The organism is Pseudomonas sp. LBUM1657 (assembly GCF_059716075.1).
In genome coordinates, this window is the sequence record NZ_CP166799.1 from 748,789 (window position 1) to 767,850 (window position 19,062).

9 protein-coding genes, 2 tRNA genes and 2 rRNA genes are annotated in these 19,062 nt (G+C 58.1%); 12 read left to right on the forward strand and 1 reads right to left on the reverse strand.

Features of this window, described 5'->3' with window-relative positions; translation table 11 throughout:
• Window positions 1–65: 65 nt before the first annotated feature.
• The 10 genes from ACA055_RS03365 to yfiB all read left to right on the forward strand — a co-directional run bounded on the left by ACA055_RS03365 (window position 66) and on the right by yfiB (window position 15,518).
• Window positions 66–142: transfer RNA gene (locus ACA055_RS03365), tRNA-Ile, on the forward strand.
• 30 nt (window positions 143–172) lie between these two features.
• A tRNA-Ala gene (locus ACA055_RS03370) sits at window positions 173–248 on the forward strand.
• 237 nt (window positions 249–485) lie between these two features.
• A 23S ribosomal RNA gene (locus tag ACA055_RS03375) occupies window positions 486–3,377 on the forward strand.
• Window positions 3,378–3,533: 156 nt separating this feature from the next.
• Window positions 3,534–3,649 (forward strand): 5S ribosomal RNA (gene rrf, locus ACA055_RS03380).
• Between the two features lie 157 nt (window positions 3,650–3,806).
• Window positions 3,807–7,259, forward strand: coding sequence for an exodeoxyribonuclease V subunit gamma (gene recC / locus ACA055_RS03385; RefSeq protein ID WP_497682360.1), 3,453 nt, complete (start codon window positions 3,807–3,809; stop codon window positions 7,257–7,259).
• A complete protein-coding gene (recB, locus tag ACA055_RS03390) occupies window positions 7,256–10,945 on the forward strand; it encodes an exodeoxyribonuclease V subunit beta (RefSeq protein ID WP_497682361.1) in 3,690 nt (1,229 codons plus the stop codon). Before recC ends, recB begins: the two co-directional genes overlap by 4 nt.
• Window positions 10,942–13,050, forward strand: a complete 2,109-nt coding sequence (recD, locus tag ACA055_RS03395; RefSeq protein WP_497682362.1) for an exodeoxyribonuclease V subunit alpha — start codon at window positions 10,942–10,944, stop codon at window positions 13,048–13,050. Before recB ends, recD begins: the two co-directional genes overlap by 4 nt.
• A 118-nt stretch (window positions 13,051–13,168) precedes the next feature.
• Window positions 13,169–13,744: a regulatory sequestration protein YfiR gene (gene yfiR, locus ACA055_RS03400; RefSeq protein ID WP_497682363.1), complete on the forward strand. Its 576-nt coding sequence runs from the start codon at window positions 13,169–13,171 to the stop codon at window positions 13,742–13,744.
• On the forward strand, window positions 13,741–15,009 hold the full coding sequence (dgcN, locus tag ACA055_RS03405; protein ID WP_497682364.1) for a diguanylate cyclase DgcN/YfiN: 1,269 nt from the start codon (window positions 13,741–13,743) through the stop codon (window positions 15,007–15,009). The genes yfiR and dgcN overlap by 4 nt, the downstream gene beginning before the upstream one ends.
• A 5-nt stretch (window positions 15,010–15,014) precedes the next feature.
• Window positions 15,015–15,518 (forward strand): outer membrane lipoprotein YfiB, encoded by a 504-nt coding sequence (gene yfiB / locus ACA055_RS03410; protein ID WP_497682365.1) that lies wholly within the window; start codon window positions 15,015–15,017, stop codon window positions 15,516–15,518.
• On the opposite strand, the gene ACA055_RS03415 is transcribed toward yfiB, so the two are convergent.
• Window positions 15,515–16,462, reverse strand: coding sequence for a LysR family transcriptional regulator (locus ACA055_RS03415; protein WP_497682366.1), 948 nt, complete (start codon window positions 16,460–16,462; stop codon window positions 15,515–15,517). The two genes, yfiB and ACA055_RS03415, sit on opposite strands and share 4 nt — an antisense overlap.
• 163 nt (window positions 16,463–16,625) lie before the next feature.
• Here ACA055_RS03415 and ACA055_RS03420 point away from each other — a divergent pair, with 163 nt between their 5' ends.
• Both ACA055_RS03420 and mmsB read left to right on the forward strand, forming a co-directional pair.
• Window positions 16,626–18,152 carry a CoA-acylating methylmalonate-semialdehyde dehydrogenase gene (locus tag ACA055_RS03420; protein ID WP_497682367.1) on the forward strand — a complete coding sequence of 509 codons (1,527 nt, stop codon included), beginning with the start codon at window positions 16,626–16,628 and terminating at the stop codon, window positions 18,150–18,152.
• Window positions 18,153–18,162: 10 nt separating this feature from the next.
• A complete protein-coding gene (mmsB, locus tag ACA055_RS03425; protein WP_017336414.1) occupies window positions 18,163–19,050 on the forward strand; it encodes a 3-hydroxyisobutyrate dehydrogenase in 888 nt (295 codons plus the stop codon).
• The last annotated feature ends 12 nt before the right edge of the window (window positions 19,051–19,062 follow it).

Here is a 19,062-nt window from a genome sequence, read left to right on the forward strand (position 1 = left end):
CTCCATAAGTTCCCACACGAATTGCTTGATTCATTGAAGAAGACGATAAGAAGCAGCCCGAAATTGGGTCTGTAGCTCAGTTGGTTAGAGCGCACCCCTGATAAGGGTGAGGTCGGCAGTTCGAATCTGCCCAGACCCACCAATTTTGTGTGGGAAACGCCTGTAGAAATACGGGGCCATAGCTCAGCTGGGAGAGCGCCTGCCTTGCACGCAGGAGGTCAACGGTTCGATCCCGTTTGGCTCCACCACTAACTGCTTCTGACACGTAGAGCTTAGAAATGAGCATTTCCTTCGAGTGAAGGTTAAATGTTGATTTCTAGTCTTTGATTAGATCGTTCTTTAAAAATTTGGGTATGTGATAGAAAGATAGACTGAACGTTACTTTCACTGGTAACGGATCAGGCTAAGGTAAAATTTGTGAGTTTAATCGCGAATTTTCGGCGAATGTCGTCTTCACAGTATAACCAGATTGCTTGGGGTTATATGGTCAAGTGAAGAAGCGCATACGGTGGATGCCTTGGCAGTCAGAGGCGATGAAAGACGTGGTAGCCTGCGAAAAGCTTCGGGGAGTCGGCAAACAGACTTTGATCCGGAGATGTCTGAATGGGGGAACCCACCTAACATAAGTTAGGTATCTTAAGCTGAATACATAGGCTTAAGAAGCGAACCAGGGGAACTGAAACATCTAAGTACCCTGAGGAAAAGAAATCAACCGAGATTCCCTTAGTAGTGGCGAGCGAACGGGGACTAGCCCTTAAGTGGCTTTGAGATTAGCGGAACGCTCTGGAAAGTGCGGCCATAGTGGGTGATAGCCCTGTACGCGAAAATCTCTTGGTCATGAAATCGAGTAGGACGGAGCACGAGAAACTTTGTCTGAATATGGGGGGACCATCCTCCAAGGCTAAATACTACTGACTGACCGATAGTGAACTAGTACCGTGAGGGAAAGGCGAAAAGAACCCCGGAGAGGGGAGTGAAATAGATCCTGAAACCGTATGCGTACAAGCAGTGGGAGCCCACTTTGTTGGGTGACTGCGTACCTTTTGTATAATGGGTCAGCGACTTATTTTCAGTGGCGAGCTTAACCGAATAGGGGAGGCGTAGCGAAAGCGAGTCTTAATAGGGCGTCTAGTCGCTGGGAATAGACCCGAAACCGGGCGATCTATCCATGGGCAGGTTGAAGGTTGGGTAACACTAACTGGAGGACCGAACCGACTACCGTTGAAAAGTTAGCGGATGACCTGTGGATCGGAGTGAAAGGCTAATCAAGCTCGGAGATAGCTGGTTCTCCTCGAAAGCTATTTAGGTAGCGCCTCATGTATCACTGTAGGGGGTAGAGCACTGTTTCGGCTAGGGGGTCATCCCGACTTACCAAACCGATGCAAACTCCGAATACCTACAAGTGCCGAGCATGGGAGACACACGGCGGGTGCTAACGTCCGTCGTGAAAAGGGAAACAACCCAGACCGTCAGCTAAGGTCCCAAAGTTATGGTTAAGTGGGAAACGATGTGGGAAGGCTTAGACAGCTAGGAGGTTGGCTTAGAAGCAGCCACCCTTTAAAGAAAGCGTAATAGCTCACTAGTCGAGTCGGCCTGCGCGGAAGATGTAACGGGGCTCAAACCATACACCGAAGCTACGGGTATCACTTAGGTGATGCGGTAGAGGAGCGTTCTGTAAGCCTGTGAAGGTGAGTTGAGAAGCTTGCTGGAGGTATCAGAAGTGCGAATGCTGACATGAGTAACGACAATGGGTGTGAAAAACACCCACGCCGAAAGACCAAGGTTTCCTGCGCAACGTTAATCGACGCAGGGTTAGTCGGTCCCTAAGGCGAGGCTGAAAAGCGTAGTCGATGGAAAACAGGTTAATATTCCTGTACTTCTGGTTATTGCGATGGAGGGACGGAGAAGGCTAGGCCAGCTTGGCGTTGGTTGTCCAAGTTTAAGGTGGTAGGCTGGAATCTTAGGTAAATCCGGGATTCTAAGGCCGAGAGCTGATGACGAGTGTTCTTTTAGAACACGAAGTGGTTGATGCCATGCTTCCAAGAAAAGCTTCTAAGCTTCAGGTAACCAGGAACCGTACCCCAAACCGACACAGGTGGTTGGGTAGAGAATACCAAGGCGCTTGAGAGAACTCGGGTGAAGGAACTAGGCAAAATGGCACCGTAACTTCGGGAGAAGGTGCGCCGGTGAGGGTGAAGGACTTGCTCCGTAAGCTCATGCCGGTCGAAGATACCAGGCCGCTGCGACTGTTTATTAAAAACACAGCACTCTGCAAACACGAAAGTGGACGTATAGGGTGTGACGCCTGCCCGGTGCCGGAAGGTTAATTGATGGGGTTAGCTAACGCGAAGCTCTTGATCGAAGCCCCGGTAAACGGCGGCCGTAACTATAACGGTCCTAAGGTAGCGAAATTCCTTGTCGGGTAAGTTCCGACCTGCACGAATGGCGTAACGATGGCGGCGCTGTCTCCACCCGAGACTCAGTGAAATTGAAATCGCTGTGAAGATGCAGTGTATCCGCGGCTAGACGGAAAGACCCCGTGAACCTTTACTATAGCTTTGCACTGGACTTTGAATTTGCTTGTGTAGGATAGGTGGGAGGCTTTGAAGCGTGGACGCCAGTTCGCGTGGAGCCAACCTTGAAATACCACCCTGGCAACTTTGAGGTTCTAACTCAGGTCCGTTATCCGGATCGAGGACAGTGTATGGTGGGTAGTTTGACTGGGGCGGTCTCCTCCTAAAGAGTAACGGAGGAGTACGAAGGTGCGCTCAGACCGGTCGGAAATCGGTCGTAGAGTATAAAGGCAAAAGCGCGCTTGACTGCGAGACAGACACGTCGAGCAGGTACGAAAGTAGGTCTTAGTGATCCGGTGGTTCTGTATGGAAGGGCCATCGCTCAACGGATAAAAGGTACTCCGGGGATAACAGGCTGATACCGCCCAAGAGTTCATATCGACGGCGGTGTTTGGCACCTCGATGTCGGCTCATCACATCCTGGGGCTGAAGCCGGTCCCAAGGGTATGGCTGTTCGCCATTTAAAGTGGTACGCGAGCTGGGTTTAGAACGTCGTGAGACAGTTCGGTCCCTATCTGCCGTGGACGTTTGAGATTTGAGAGGGGCTGCTCCTAGTACGAGAGGACCGGAGTGGACGAACCTCTGGTGTTCCGGTTGTCACGCCAGTGGCATTGCCGGGTAGCTATGTTCGGAATAGATAACCGCTGAAAGCATCTAAGCGGGAAACTAGCCTCAAGATGAGATCTCACTGGGACCTTGAGTCCCCTGAAGGGCCGTCGAAGACTACGACGTTGATAGGTTGGGTGTGTAAGCGCTGTGAGGCGTTGAGCTAACCAATACTAATTGCCCGTGAGGCTTGACCATATAACACCCAAGCAATTTGTTGGCCTGAAAGGGCACCAGATTGCGGTGTGTGAAGACGAAACGAACCGAAAGTTCGAGAAACAAACACACAAACTATCGCATACCCATTCGCTGGAGCGTGAACCTGTAAAGGCCCACGACCCGGCTCCCGAATTTCTTGACGACCATAGAGCATTGGAACCACCTGATCCCATCCCGAACTCAGTAGTGAAACGATGCATCGCCGATGGTAGTGTGGGGTTTCCCCATGTGAGAGTAGGTCATCGTCAAGATTAAATTCCGAAACCCCTATCTGCGTATGCAGGTAGGGGTTTTGTTTTGCCTGCAGGGAAAGTTCACACAGCAACATCGGACAGCTCCCGGCTGTCACAGTCTCCCGACAATGCTAAGGTTCGGCCCTAGCTTTTGTATTTCTCCAAGGAAGCCTATATGCCGGACGCGTCGTCCCTCAGTGCTGGTTTTATGGTGGTTCACGGCAACCGCCTGGACGAGTTGCGCAGCCTGGTGGTGAGCTGGATGCGGCGCTACCCACTGGCTCCCTTGGAAAATGAAATTGCCCTGGTGCAGAGCAACGGCATCGCTCAATGGCTGAAGCTGGCACTGGCTGAAGACCCTGAAGATGATGATATGGGCGGTTGTGGAATCGCCGCAGCCATCGACGTGCAGTTACCGGGTAGCTTCATGTGGCAGCTCTATCGCATGGTCCTTGGGCGTGATGAAATTCCGGTCAAATCCCTGCTCGATAAAGCCCCGCTGACCTGGCGTCTGATGCGTCTGCTTCCACAGTTGATCAATCAACCGCACTTTGAACCCCTGCAGCGCTTCCTGACCAATGACTCCGATTTACGAAAGCGCTATCAGTTGGCTGAGCGGCTGGCGGATTTGTTCGACCAATACCAGGTGTACCGCGCCGACTGGCTCGAAGACTGGGCAGAAGGGCGTCATCAATTACGAAATGGCAGAGGCGAGGCCAAGCCCCTGACCCCGGCAAACTGCTGGCAGGCTGAGTTGTGGCGTGCGCTGTTGTTGGATGTGGGTGAGCACGGCATGGCGCAAAGCCGCGCCGGTGTCCATCAGCGTTTTATCGAGTGCATCAACAGTCTCGACGTGGCGCCCAGCGGATTACCTTCACGGGTGATCGTTTTCGGGATTTCTTCATTGCCCGCTCAAGCGCTGGAAGCACTTGCCGGCCTGGCCCGATTCAGTCAGGTTTTACTCTGCGTGCACAATCCGTGTCGGCACCATTGGGCCGACATCGTCGCCGATAAAGACCTGTTAAGACATCAATACAAGCGTCAGGCTCGCAAAAGTGGAATGCCGGTTGTACTCGATCCGCAAACGCTTCATCAGCATGCACATCCGCTGCTGGCCGCATGGGGTAAGCAGGGACGGGACTACATAAATCTTCTCGACAGCTACGACGATCCCAACAGTTATCGATCGGCATTTCGCGATGGGCGCATCGACCTGTTCAGTGACACCCAGCCACAGAGCATGCTCAACGAACTGCAAGACGACATCCTTGAATTACGCCCCCTGACTGAGACTCGAGAGCGCTGGCCGGCTGTCGATCCGGATAAGGATCAATCGATCCGTTTCCACATTGCCCACAGTGCCCAGCGAGAAGTGGAGATACTCCACGATCAACTGCTCGCGCGATTCAGTGCCGATCCACAACTGCGTCCTCGCGACGTGATTGTGATGGTTCCGGACATCGACAGCTACGCACCACATATTCGCGCAGTATTTGGTCAGCTCGAACGCCACGATCCGCGCTTCATTCCCTTCACCCTCGCAGATCAAGGCCAACGCGGTCGCGATCCGCTACTGATTGCTGTCGAGCATCTGCTCAAGCTGCCTGACAGTCGTTTCCCTGTCAGCGAGATCCTTGACCTGCTGGACGTTCCTGCACTACGCACCCGCTTCGGGGTAGAGGAGCGTGATCTGCCGATCCTGCATCGCTGGATCGAAGGTGCCGGGATTCGCTGGGGTATGAATGCCGAACAACGCGCAGGCCTCGGTCTGCCGGCGGAACTGGAGCAGAACAGCTGGCGTTTTGGTCTGCGACGGATGTTGCTTGGTTATGCCGTGGGCAGCGCCAGCGCCTGCGAGGACATCGAGCCCTACGACGAAATCGGTGGCCTGGATGCGGCACTCATCGGTCCTTTGGTCGCACTGCTGGATGCGCTGGAGATTGCCCATCAGGAGCTCTCTCAACCTGCCCCACCCAAGCAGTGGGGCTTGCGATTGCAGGCCTTGGTGCAGCTGTTCTTCCAGGCCAGTAATGAACATGACGATTACTTGCTGGCTCAGCTCGAAGAGTTGCGCGAAACCTGGCTAGACACCTGCGAATCTGTCGGCTTGCAGGACGAGTTACCGTTGACTGTAGTCCGTGAAGCCTGGCTGGCCGGTCTGGATCAGGGCCGTCTGTCCCAGCGTTTCCTGGCAGGTGCCGTTAACTTCTGCACCCTGATGCCCATGCGAGCGATCCCGTTCAAGCTGGTCTGCCTGCTTGGCATGAATGACGGGGATTATCCGCGTGCACAGCCGCCATTGGACTTCGACCTCATGGGCAGTGACTACCGCCCTGGTGATCGCTCCCGGCGCGAAGATGATCGCTATCTGCTGTTGGAGGCCCTGTTGTCGGCACGCGACCAACTCTATATCAGCTGGGTTGGCCGGAGCATTCGCGATAACAGTGAGCGTCCTGCGTCGGTACTGATTGGCCAACTGCGTGACCATCTGGCCAGTGGCTGGCGACTGCACGACGTCGATGACGATCTTCTTGAGGCAATGACTCAGGAGCATCCACTGCAACCTTTCAGCGCCCGCTACTTTCATGAAGGCGACGTCCTGTTCAGCTATGCCAATGAGTGGCAGGTGCTTCATCAAGCCATACAACACGCGACTGATATCGAGGTGCTTGATCCCTTCGTTCAAGAAGAGCCTCTGAGCCTAGGTCAACTGCAGGATTTCCTGCGCAACCCAGTACGACATTTCTTCAGTCAACGGCTCAAGGTGTTCTTCGAAGCTGCTGAAGTACCCTTGGCCGATGAAGAGCCTTTTGTCCTTGACGCGTTGCAACGCTATAGCCTCAGCGACAGCCTGCTGGGAGCTGCGTTGGAACACTTGGATCTCAGTGATCAGGCACTTGAGGCTCAGGCTAAACGCTTGCAAAACAGTGGACTGCTGCCGATGGCCGGTTTTGGTGAATGTCTGCAGCGAGAGTTGATCGAACCGTTGCCGGACCTGCTGCAGCGCTATCAACAGCTCCTGGCGTTATGGCCAACGCCGCTTGCCAGTGCCCTTCCAGTGAGTCTGGAGTTGCAGGGACTGCGCCTGGAGGGGTGGCTCGGTGGCCTGCATCAACGTGCAGACGGTGGTTTGCTATCAGTCACTACGATCCCCAATAGCATCGGCTCGATCAAGTCTCGCAAATGGCATCGCTTGACGCGACCTTGGGTCAATCATCTGGTTGCCTGCGCCAGTGGCATGGCGATGACCACCGCGCTGGTGGCCAGTGACGACAGCCTCCTGCTCGGCCCGATGGAGAAGGATTCGGCAATGCGGATTCTGGGCGACCTGTTAATGGCCTGGCAAACGGGCATGCGCCAACCGCTGCCAATTGCGGTGAAAACAGCTTTCGCATGGCTTGGTCAAACCGAACCAGTCAAGGCTGAAGCCGCTGCTCGAAAAGCTTATGAAGGCGATGGCCTGACCACTGACGGCGAGCGTCGCGAAAGTCCGGCACTCGCACGGCAATTCCCCGATTACGACGCCCTTGCTGCTGACGAAACATTCCCGGCTTGGTGTGACGCTTTGTATCGGCCGCTGCTAGAGGCGCCGTGGCGTTCATTGGCCAGCGAGGAGGCGCGCTCATGACGTCTAAGACACCTCTGGCGCTGGCATTTCCCCTGCGCGGCAGCCAACTGATCGAGGCCAGCGCCGGGACCGGCAAGACCTTCACCATCTCCGCGCTTTATCTGCGCCTGGTGCTTGGTCATGGCGGCGAGCCGAGTTGTTTTGGACGTGAATTGTTGCCGCCACAAATCCTTGTTGTGACGTTCACCGATGCCGCCACCAAAGAGCTGCGCGAACGCATTCGTACACGGCTGGCGGAAGCTGCACGGTTCTTTCGCGATGAAACGCCAGCACCGGATAACCTGATCGCCGAGCTTCGTGAAGAGTACCTTCCCGAGCAGTGGTCCGGATGCGCAAACCGCCTGGACATCGCCGCACAGTGGATGGACGAAGCGGCAGTCTCGACCATCCACAGTTGGTGTCAGCGTATGTTGCGCGAACACGCTTTCGACAGTGGCAGCCTGTTTACCCAAACCCTGGAAACCGATCACAGTGATTTGCTGGGCGAGGTCCTGCGCGATTATTGGCGGCTGTTCTGTTACCCGATGCAAGGTGATGCGCTGAACTGGGTGCGCAGCAATTGGGGCGGTCCGGCGGCGCTATTGCCACGAGTTCGTAGTTTGTTCGCCAGCGAGCGTGACAGCGCAGCAGGTAAAGAGCCTGCCGAGCTGATCGCCGAGTGTCTGCTGGAGCGACGGGCAGCCTTGCTCGAACTCAAGATGCCTTGGCGCCAGTGGGCGGACGAGTTGCTTGCCATCTGTCACCAGGGGGTCGCGAGCAAGAGCGTCGACGGTCGTAAGATGCAGGCGCGTTACTTCGAGCCCTGGTTTGAAAAGATCCGGGCCTGGGCCGATGACGAGTCCCTCGAACAACTGGATATCGGTACCGGTTTCACGCGCCTGACGCCTGATGGCATGGCGGAAGCCTGGAAAGGTGAGGCGCCCCGTCATCCCGGTCTGGATGCGATGCCCGGTCTCAAGGTCAGCCTCGATGGGCTGCCGACACCCGATGCCGCGGTGCTGCAACACGCTGCTCAGTGGGTCGGCGCACGGTTCGAGGAAGAAAAACGCCGCCGCGCGGAAATGGGCTTCGATGACATGCTGCTGCGCCTCGATGCGGCTTTGCAGTCCAGTGGCGGTGAGCGACTGGCCACCCTGATCCGTGAGCAGTTCCCGGTGGCACTGATCGATGAGTTCCAGGATACCGACCCGGTGCAGTACCGGATCTTCGAGAGCATCTATCGCATCGAAGACAACAATCCCGAATGCGGTCTGTTCCTGATCGGCGATCCGAAGCAGGCGATCTATGCCTTCCGCGGCGCCGACATTTATACCTATCTGCGCGCTCGCCTGGCCACCGCTGGCCGCCTGCATACCTTGGGCACCAACTTCCGATCCAGTCATGGCATGGTCAGTGCGGTGAACCATGTTTTCGAGCGTGCAGAGTCCCGTGACTCGGGGCGTGGCGCATTCCTCTTTCGTGAAAGGAATGGCGAGAACCCGGTACCGTTTCAGCCCGTTGAATCCCAGGGACGCAAAGAAGTTCTGCACACAGATGGCCAAGTGGTGCCCGCCCTGAACATCTGGCATCTGTCCGCCGAGCAGCCACTTTCCGGTGCGGTTTACCGCCAGCAATTGGCAGCCACCTGCGCCAGTGAAATCACTGCTTTGCTCAACGGCGGGCAACAAGGTCGGACGGGTTTCATACAGGACGGCAAGGACTTCAGAGGCGTGCTGCCAGCGGATATTGCGATCCTGGTACGCGACGGTAAAGAGGCTCAGGCCGTGCGCGGCGAGCTCTCCGCCCGCGGCGTGCGCAGCGTTTATCTGTCGGACAAGGATTCGGTATTCGCTGCCCAGGAAGCCCACGATCTGCTGACCTGGCTCAAGGCCTGCGCCGAGCCGGATGTCGAGCGCCCACTGCGAGCCGCGTTGGCCTGTATCACGCTGAACCTTTCGCTGGCTGAACTGGAGCAGCTGAATCAGGACGAACTGGCCTGGGAATCGCGGGTCATGCAGTTCCGCGGTTATCGTGAGCTCTGGCGCAAGCAGGGCGTATTGCCGATGCTGCGGCGATTGCTGCATGACTTCCAACTGCCTCAGGCGTTGATTGCGCGCAGCGATGGCGAGCGGGTGCTGACCAATCTGCTGCACCTGTCCGAATTGCTGCAACAGGCAGCCGCCGAACTCGATGGCGAGCAGGCCTTGATCCGGCATTTGTCCGAACATCTGGCGTTGTCCGGCCAGGCTGGCGAAGAGCAGATTCTGCGTCTGGAGAGCGACGAACAACTGGTCAAGGTCGTGACCATTCACAAGTCCAAGGGGCTTGAGTATCCCTTGGTATTCCTGCCTTTCGTCTGCTCGGCTAAACCGGTAGATGGCAGCCGTCTGCCGTTGCATTACCACGACGCCACCGGTAAGGCCCAAGTGACTTTGAAGCCGACGCCCGAGTTGATCGCTCAGGCTGACGATGAGCGTCTTGCCGAGGATTTGCGCTTGCTTTATGTAGCCCTGACTCGGGCGCAACACGCCTGTTGGCTTGGAGTGACTGATCTCAAGCGCGGCAATAACAACAGTTCGGTGCTGCATCTTTCAGCATTGGGTTATCTGTTGGGCGGCGGTGCACCATTGGTGGAATCCGCAGGCTTGAAGCGATGGCTGGAAGACCTGCAACAGGACTGTCCGGCGCTGAACTACTGTGAAATGCCTGCAGCGACCGCCGAGCATTATCATCCGCCACACAATGAAGCGGCTTTGCTTGCTCCGCTGATTCCCAAACGCAAGGCCAGTGAAAACTGGTGGATTGCTTCCTACAGTGCCCTGCGCATTGGCGACAGCATGAGCGTGGGCACTGATGAAGCGCCGGAGAGTCCGCAGGCGCAAAAGCTCTTCGATGACGAACGCCTTGATCCGCAAGCACCACGAGAAGTGGTCGCTGGCGGTGCTGATATCCATCGGTTCCCTCGTGGCCCGAACCCCGGCACCTTTCTCCATGGATTGCTTGAATGGGCCGGTGACGAAGGTTTCGCTGCCACACCGCAAGCGATGGAAGATGCCATTGCCCGTCGCTGCAACCGCCGTGGCTGGGAAGGTTGGATAACCACGCTGAGCGACTGGTTGCAGCACTTGCTCAAATCCCCGCTGCGTATCGGTGCAGGGCAGGCTCCAGTAGTGTTCGAGCAACTGACCCAGTACCGGGTCGAGATGGAGTTCTGGTTCGCCAGCCATAAGGTCGACGTGCTCAAGCTTGATGAGCTGGTGTGCCAATACACCCATAACGGAGTGGCCCGGGTGGCCGCCGAACCGGTGTTGCTCAATGGCATGTTCAAGGGCTTCATCGACCTGACCTTCGAACACGATGGCCGCTACTACGTCGCCGATTACAAATCCAACTGGCTGGGCGTCGATGATACGGCGTACACCGAGCAGGCCATGGAACAGTCGATTCTCGATAACCGTTACGACCTGCAATACGTGCTGTACCTGTTGGCCCTGCATCGCCAGCTCAAGGTGCGGCTTGCCGATTACGACTACGACCGGCATGTCGGTGGTGCGTTGTACCTGTTCCTGCGCGGTACGCGCGCGTCCAGCCAGGGCGTGTATTTCGCCCGTCCATCAAGAGAGCTGATTGAGCGTCTGGACCGGCTGTTCCAGGGCAAGCCAGAACCCAAGGCCGAACCCGCCTGGGAACAGGGAGTACTGCTATGAGTCGCACCTTCGCCGATTTGCTGCCCACGCCGTTGGCCGCCGAAAGCCTGGCGGATCTGGCGCCGTTGAGCCGCGCCGATGACCTGCTGCTGTTGCTCACGCGCTGGGTCGAGCGCGGTTGGTTGCGAGCACTCGACAAAGCCTTCGTCGCCTTCCTGCACGAACTCGCTCCTGACGATGATCCGCTGGTGCTGCTGGCCGCCGCGTTGACCAGTCATCAACTGGGTCATGGTCATGTCTGCCTGGACCTGTTCGAGACGTTAAAGGAGCCGGACTTCGCCCTGTCGCTGCCACCGGAAGGCGATCTGCAAAGTGGCGCGATGTTGTTACCGTCGCAATTGCTTGAGGCGCTGGACGGTGCCCATTGGTGCAAGGTGCTGGCCTCCAGTCGCCTGGTGGCGTTGGCGGTCGATGGCCGTGAGGCGGCGCAACACCGGCCGTTGGTACTGTTGGGGAAACGCCTGTATCTGCGCCGCTACTGGGCTTACGAAAGGCGTATCGACAACGCGTTGCGCCAGCGTCTGGCTGAGTACGAAACAACACCGAATGATTTGTCCCAACGCCTTACCGGTTTGTTCGGTCCGGCCAAACCCGGTGAGGTGATCGACTGGCAGAAACTCGCCTGTGCCCTCGCGACCCGCAGTGCTTTCAGCATCATTACCGGCGGTCCGGGAACCGGCAAGACCACCACGGTCGTGCGGTTGCTGGCGTTGCTACAGGCGCCCGCGGTGGAAGCTGGCAAACCGCTGCGCATCCGTCTCGCCGCGCCAACCGGTAAAGCCGCGGCACGGCTGACGGAGTCCATCAGTCAACAGGTGCAAACCCTGGAAGTCGCTGAAACTGTGCGAGACAAGATCCCGTCAGATGTGACCACCGTGCACCGTTTACTGGGCAGTCGTCCCGGCACTCGGCACTTTCGTCACCATGCGGGTAATCGCTTGCCTCTGGATGTGCTGGTGGTCGACGAAGCCTCGATGATCGATCTGGAAATGATGGCCAATCTGCTCGATGCGATGCCGGCTCATGCCCGTCTGGTGCTGCTCGGTGACAAGGACCAACTGGCGTCTGTGGAAGCCGGTGCGGTGCTGGGTGATCTGTGCCGCGATGCCGAAGCAGGTTGGTACAACCCGCAGACTCGCCAGTGGTTGGAGTCCATCAGTGGCGAAAGTCTGAACGCCAGCGGTTTGCAGGAAGACACCGAAGGGACTCATCCCCTGGCCCAGCAAGTGGTGATGCTGCGTCACTCACGTCGATTCGGTGAGGGCAGTGGCATTGGCCAGTTGGCCCGTTGGGTCAACCAGCAACAGCCCGAGGAGGCCCGCAAATTGTTGGCGGCGCGAAGCCACGACGATGTTTTTTCTCTGCCCCTCAAAGGTGAGCAGGACCGGGCGCTGGAGCGTTTGCTGCTCGAAGGCCATGGCGATGGACCGAAAGGTTATCGGCATTATCTGAGCGTATTGCGCAGTCAGCGACCGCCGCTCGACAGCCCTCTCGAAGATTCACGCTGGACCGATTGGGCGCGTCAGGTGTTGCAAGCCTTCGACGCCTTCCAATTGTTGTGCGCCGTACGGAAGGGGCCTTGGGGCGTGGAAGGCTTGAATCAGCGAGTGACCGCCGCGTTGCTCAAAGCCCGGCTCATCGAAAGTGACCAGCAATGGTACGAAGGCCGACCGGTGCTGATGACCCGCAACGACTATGGCCTGGGCTTGATGAACGGCGACATCGGCATTGCCCTCAAGCTGCCGGAGCGTGATGGACCCGAAACCGGGAAGCAGGTGCTGCGTGTAGCATTCCCACGCAACGATGGTCAGGGCGGCGTACGTTTTGTTTTGCCGAGCCGGCTCAATGATGTCGAAACCGTGTACGCCATGACTGTGCACAAATCCCAGGGGTCGGAATTTGCCCATACGGCGTTGATTCTGCCGGACGCCCTGAACCCTGTGCTCACCAAAGAGCTGCTCTATACCGGGATTACCCGGGCCAAGAACTGGTTCACTCTCATTGAGCCCCGTCCAGGTGTGTTCGAAGAAGCGGTGCGGCGCAAGGTCAAGCGCTTGAGCGGTCTGATGCTGGAGTTGGAAGAGGGTGTCCAACCGAGTGATTGAAAAGGGCGGTTAGAGACGACGGAAACTGTCCGAAGTGCCGTAGTGCGCGGCCTCGCTGGCATTTCAGTGCTGTGCTATCGTTCCGGCATTATTTCGTGGCGATCGAAGAGAATCCTGCATGAAGGTGGATGTCGGGACGACAGGGTGCGTCGTGGGTTGCAAGCAAGTGTTGCTGGCAGGCTTTCTCTGTTTGCTCAGTGGCGTCGTTTTCGCTCAGTCGCCAACCCCGGTCGGCATGGCCGACCAGCGCGCCAAATCGGTTACTCAGGTGGTCCTGGGGATTCTCAGTTATGCCCGCTGGCCTGTTGAGCCTGAGCAACTGCGCCTGTGCATTGTTGGCCCCACCGAATACACCGATGACCTGGTCAAAGGCACGACCCAAGCCACAGGCCGGCCTGTTACCGTGCGCCGTCTATTGGCAGACAACCCGTCCATTGTCGGTGAGTGCGATGCGGTGTACATCGGCAAACTGACCAGCGAAGAACGCACTCGGCTATTCGCCTCGCTGACAGGCCGTCCGGTGCTGAGCATCAGCGAAAGCGACGATCAATGCACCGTTGGCAGTCTTTTTTGCCTGCGAGTCGGCGATGATCAAGTGTCCTTCGAGGTCAACCTCGATTCCGTCGCACGCAGTGGTGTGCGCATCCACCCTAGTGTGCTGCAACTGTCCCGCCGCAAGCCGGCGGCGCCATGAGTCTATTCAAACCGGGTAACCGCCCGACCTTACGCTCAGTCATTGGTCGCGGACATTTGATCGTCGCGCTGGTGGGGGTGGCCATGGCCAGTGTTTCACTGACGCTGCTCGGCGTCCTGGCCTTGCGGGTCTATGCCGACCACAACCTGCACCTGATCGCGCGTTCGATCAATTACACCGTGGAAGCCGCGGTGGTGTTCAACGACAAAGCCGCCGCCGCCGAGGCGCTGGCATTGATTGCGTCCACCGAAGAAGTGGCCGATGCGCAGGTACTGGACAGGCAGGGCCGGTTGTTGGCGCGCTGGCAACGACCGGAAACCGGGTTGTTCTCCGATCTGGAAATGCAGATTGCTAAAGCCTTTCTGGAAAAGCCCATCAACATGCCGATCATCCATCAACGTCAGGAAATCGGCAGCATCCAGCTCACCGGCCACGGTGGCAGCCTGCTGCGCTTTTTGCTCAGCGGCCTGGTGGGCATCGTTTTATGTACCGCCATCAGCGCCTGGGTGGCGCTCTATCTGGCACGCCGACAACTTCGCGGGATCACCGGCCCACTGCGCAGTCTGGCTTTTGTCGCTCACGCCGCGCGCAGCGAGCGAGCCTTTGATCAGCGTGTGCCTCCCGCCGACATTGCCGAGCTCGACAACCTGGGCAACGACTTCAATGCCTTGCTCGATGAGCTTGAGTCGTGGCAGACCCACTTGCAAAGCGAGAACAAAACACTGGCCCACCAGGCCAGTCATGACAGCCTCACCGGGTTGCCGAATCGGGCATTTTTCGAAGGGCGATTGATTCGCGCGCTGCGCAACGCCAACAAGCTTAATGAGCGAGTGGCGGTGCTGTTTCTCGACAGCGACCGGTTCAAGGGGATCAACGATAACTTCGGCCATGCCGCGGGCGATGCGGTGTTGGTGGCCGTCGCCGATCGGGTTCGGGCACAACTGCGTGAAGACGATCTGGTGGCGCGTCTGGGTGGCGATGAATTCGCCGTGCTGCTGACACCGCTGCACAAGACCGAAGACGCCGAGCGGATAGCCGACAAAATCATTGCCAGCATGGAACTGCCGATCCCGTTGCCGGGGAGTACCCAAGTGTTGACTTCACTCAGTATTGGCATCGCCGTGTACCCTGATCATGGGGCGACACCGGGCGCTCTGCTCAACGCCGCCGATGCGGCGATGTACCAAGCCAAACGTCTTTCCCGAGGCGCGCAGCACACGTCAGGGTCGGAGCACCCTGTCGCCACCGTTCAAACCAGGAGCTAATGTCCGTGTTCTCAGTCACCCAGCGTTCCCTGAGATTTTTCACCTTCGCGCTGCTCATGGCCTTATTGGCATTGACCGGTTGCCAGACTGCGCCGCAAAAGGGCCTGACCCCGGCGCAGATTGCAGTGCTCAAGCAGCAGGGTTTCGAGTTGACCGATGAGGGATGGGCGTTTGGTCTGTCCGGCAAAGTGTTGTTTGGCAGTGATGACGATAGCCTGAATCCCGCCAGTACCGAGATCGTCGAACGCATCGGCAAGTCATTGCTGGGCGTCGGGATCGAGCGTGTGCGTGTCGACGGCCACACCGATGCCTCGGGTAAAGAGTCCTACAACCAACAGCTCTCCCTGCGCCGCGCAAAAAGTGTCGGCAAGGTTCTGACGGCGGTCGGGATGAAAGAGGAAAACATCCAGTTGCGTGGTCTCGGCAGCAGCGAGCCAGTGGCGTCGAACGACACCGCAGCCGGCCGTACCGAGAACCGCCGGGTGTCGATCGTGGTCAGCGCCGATTAGTCGGCGAACAACATGTCCCGACTTTCACCCATCAACAAACCCTGATTCTGCTCAGTGACCGCGCGGATGTAATCCCACAACAGGGTGATCCGCTTGAGCTTGCGCAGGTCTTCGCGGCAGTACATCCAGAACTGCCGGGTGATGTTGATCTCTTCCGGCAACACTGGAAGCAATCGTGGATCCTGCGCCGCCAGGAAGCACGGCAGAATCGCCAGTGACCGCCCTTGCTGCGCCGCCACGAATTGCGCGATCACGCTGGTGCTGCGCAGGTTGGCGCTGGCGCCGGGCAGCACGTTGGCCAGGTACAGCAGCTCCGAGCTGAACGCCAGATCGTCGACATAACTGATGAATGAATGCTTTCCCAAGTCGGCCGGGCGGCGGATCGGCGGGTGCTTGTCCAGATAGTCCTGGGTCGCGTACAGCTGCAATCGATAGTCGCAAAGTTTGCAGCACACATACGGGCCATGTTCCGGCCGCTCCAGGGCGATGACGATATCCGCCTCGCGCTTGGACAGGCTGATGAAGTGCGGCAGCGGCAGGATGTCCACCGAGATGGCCGGGTAGGCATCGACGAAATGGCTCAGCTGCGGAGTAATGAAAAAGCTGCCGAAGCCTTCGGTGCAGCCCATGCGTACATGCCCGGACAGCGCCACGCCGGAGCCGGAAACCTGCTCGCAGGCCATGTGCAGTGTGCTTTCAATCGACTCGGCGTAACCGAGCAAACGCTGGCCTTCGGCGGTCAGAACGAAACCGCTGGTCCGGGATTTCTCGAATAACAACGTGCCCAATGCGGCTTCCAGCGAACTGATGCGTCGCGACACGGTGGTGTAGTCCACCGCCAGGCGCTTGGCTGCGGTGCTGGCCTTGCGGGTGCGGGCGACCTCGAGGAAAAACTTGAGGTCATCCCAGTTGAGCGAACCGAGTGACGTGATGTTTTTTTGCATGATGGACCGGCTTTTATGTGCGTTCTTATTAGAAGTTTGCACATCTATACTCCAAAAACAGTCCGACAACCAATTCGCGACACACGTCTCATCTCAAGGCGACTTTCTCGCCTTGGCTCCCAAGATAGCTCTCTTAATAAGAACAACGTCCCGGAGACCAAACATGAACGCATCGCTCACGCCAAACGAAACCACTGTCCAAACGGTAAAGCTGCTAATCGACGGCGAGTGGGTCGAGTCCCAGACCACCGAATGGCACGACATCGTCAACCCGGCCACCCAGCAAGTGCTGGCGAAAGTGCCGTTCGCGACCACGCAGGAAGTCGACGCCGCCATCAACGCCGCCCATCGCGCCTTCCAGACCTGGAAGCTGACGCCGATCGGCGCGCGGATGCGCATCATGCTCAAGCTCCAGGCGTTGATTCGCGAACATTCCAAGCGCATCGCCGTGGTGCTCAGCAACGAGCAAGGCAAAACCATTGCCGACGCTGAAGGCGATATCTTCCGCGGCCTCGAAGTAGTCGAGCACGCCTGCTCCATCGGCAGCCTGCAAATGGGCGAGTTCGCCGAGAACGTCGCCAGCGGCGTCGACACTTACACCCTGCGCCAACCGATCGGCGTTTGCGCCGGTATCACCCCGTTCAACTTCCCGGCGATGATTCCGCTGTGGATGTTCCCGATGGCCATCGCCTGCGGCAACACCTTCGTGCTCAAGCCGTCCGAACAGGACCCGATGTCGACCATGCTGCTGGTGGAACTGGCGATCGAAGCTGGCGTTCCGGCGGGTGTGCTCAACGTCGTTCACGGCGGCAAGGACGTGGTGGATGCGCTCTGCACTCATAAGGACATCAAGGCTGTTTCTTTCGTTGGTTCGACCGCTGTCGGCACTCACGTCTACGACCTGGCCGGCAAACACGGCAAACGCGTGCAATCGATGATGGGCGCCAAGAACCACGCCGTGGTGCTGCCGGACGCCAATCGCGAGCAAGCGCTGAATGCGCTGGTGGGTGCCGGTTTCGGTGCGGCCGGTCAACGTTGCATGGCCACTTCCGTGGTGGTGCTGGTGGGCGCGGCCAAGCAATGGCTGCCGGACCTGAAGGCGCTGGCACAGAAACTCAAAGTGAATGCTGGCAGTGAGCCGGGCACTGACGTCGGTCCGGTGATTTCCAAACGGGCCAAGGCGCGGATTCTCGATCTGATCGAAAGCGGCATCAAGGAAGGCGCCAAGCTTGAGCTCGATGGTCGCGACATTACCGTTCCAGGCTTCGAGAAGGGCAACTTTGTCGGCCCGACCCTGTTCTCCGGCGTGACGCCCGAGATGCAGATCTACACCCAGGAAATCTTCGGTCCGGTGCTGGTCGTGCTGGAAGTCGCGACCCTCGATGAGGCCATTGCACTGGTCAACGCCAACCCGTTCGGCAACGGCACGGGCCTGTTCACCCAGAGCGGTGCAGCGGCGCGCAAATTCCAGAACGAAATTGACGTTGGCCAGGTCGGCATCAACATCCCGATTCCGGTGCCGGTCCCGTTCTTCAGCTTCACCGGTTCGCGCGGTTCGAAACTGGGCGACCTGGGTCCGTATGGCAAGCAAGTGGTGCAGTTCTACACCCAGACCAAGACTGTCACCAGTCGCTGGTTCGATGACAACAGCGTCAACGACGGTGTGAACACCACCATCAACTTGCGTTAAGGAGCCGGACATGAAAATCGCTTTTATCGGTCTCGGCAATATGGGTGCGCCGATGGCGCGCAACCTGATCAAGGCCGGCCATTCGCTGCGGTTGGTCGACCTGAACAAAACCGTTCTGGCAGAGCTCGAGCAATTGGGCGGCAGCATTAGCGCTACGGCGCGTGAAGCGGCTCAAGGCGCAGAACTGGTGATCACCATGCTGCCAGCCGCTGTGCATGTGCGCAGCGTGTGGCTGGGTGAAGACGGCGTGCTGGCAGGAATCGCCAAAGGCGTGCCGGCCGTGGATTGCAGCACCATCGATCCGCAGACTGCACGCGATGTTGCAGCGGCCGCCGCCAAGCAAGGCGTGGCCATGGCTGATGCACCGGTCTCTGGTGGTACTGGCGGCGCAGCAGCCGGGACGCTGACGTTCATGGTCGGCGCCACGCCTGAACTGTTCGCCACCCTGCAACCGGTACTGGCGCAGATGGGCCGCAACATCGTCCATTGCGGCGAAGTCGGCACCGGGCAAATCGCCAAGATCTGCAACAATCTGCTGCTGGCGATCTCCATGGTCGGCGTCAGCGAAGCCATGGCGCTGGGTGATGCCCTGGGCATCGACACCACGGTGTTGGCGGGGATCATCAACAGTTCCACCGGGCGTTGCTGGAGTTCGGAAATGTATAACCCGTGGCCGGGTATCGTCGAAACGGCACCGGCGTCACGCGGTTATACCGGCGGTTTCGGGGCCGAACTGATGCTCAAGGATCTGGGGCTGGCCACTGAAGCGGCGCGTCAGGCGCATCAACCGGTGGTACTCGGCGCGGTGGCCCAGCAGTTGTATCAGGCGATGAGCCAGCGTGGGGAAGGGGGCAAGGACTTCTCGGCGATCATCAACAGCTATCGCAAACCCCAATAAGGGGTTTTCCGG

Bases quoted from the DNA above. Each gene is read 5' to 3' on its own strand.
- recC (WP_497682360.1), top strand. From the start codon at position 3,807: ATGCCGGACGCGTCGTCCCTCAGTGCTGGTTTTATGGTGGTTCACGGC.
- recD (WP_497682362.1), top strand. From the start codon at position 10,942: ATGAGTCGCACCTTCGCCGATTTGCTGCCCACGCCGTTGGCCGCCGAA.
- ACA055_RS03415 (WP_497682366.1), bottom strand. From the start codon at position 16,462: ATGCAAAAAAACATCACGTCACTCGGTTCGCTCAACTGGGATGACCTC.
- yfiR (WP_497682363.1), top strand. From the start codon at position 13,169: ATGAAGGTGGATGTCGGGACGACAGGGTGCGTCGTGGGTTGCAAGCAA.
- dgcN (WP_497682364.1), top strand. From the start codon at position 13,741: ATGAGTCTATTCAAACCGGGTAACCGCCCGACCTTACGCTCAGTCATT.
- ACA055_RS03420 (WP_497682367.1), top strand. From the start codon at position 16,626: ATGAACGCATCGCTCACGCCAAACGAAACCACTGTCCAAACGGTAAAG.
- mmsB (WP_017336414.1), top strand. From the start codon at position 18,163: ATGAAAATCGCTTTTATCGGTCTCGGCAATATGGGTGCGCCGATGGCG.
- recB (WP_497682361.1), top strand. From the start codon at position 7,256: ATGACGTCTAAGACACCTCTGGCGCTGGCATTTCCCCTGCGCGGCAGC.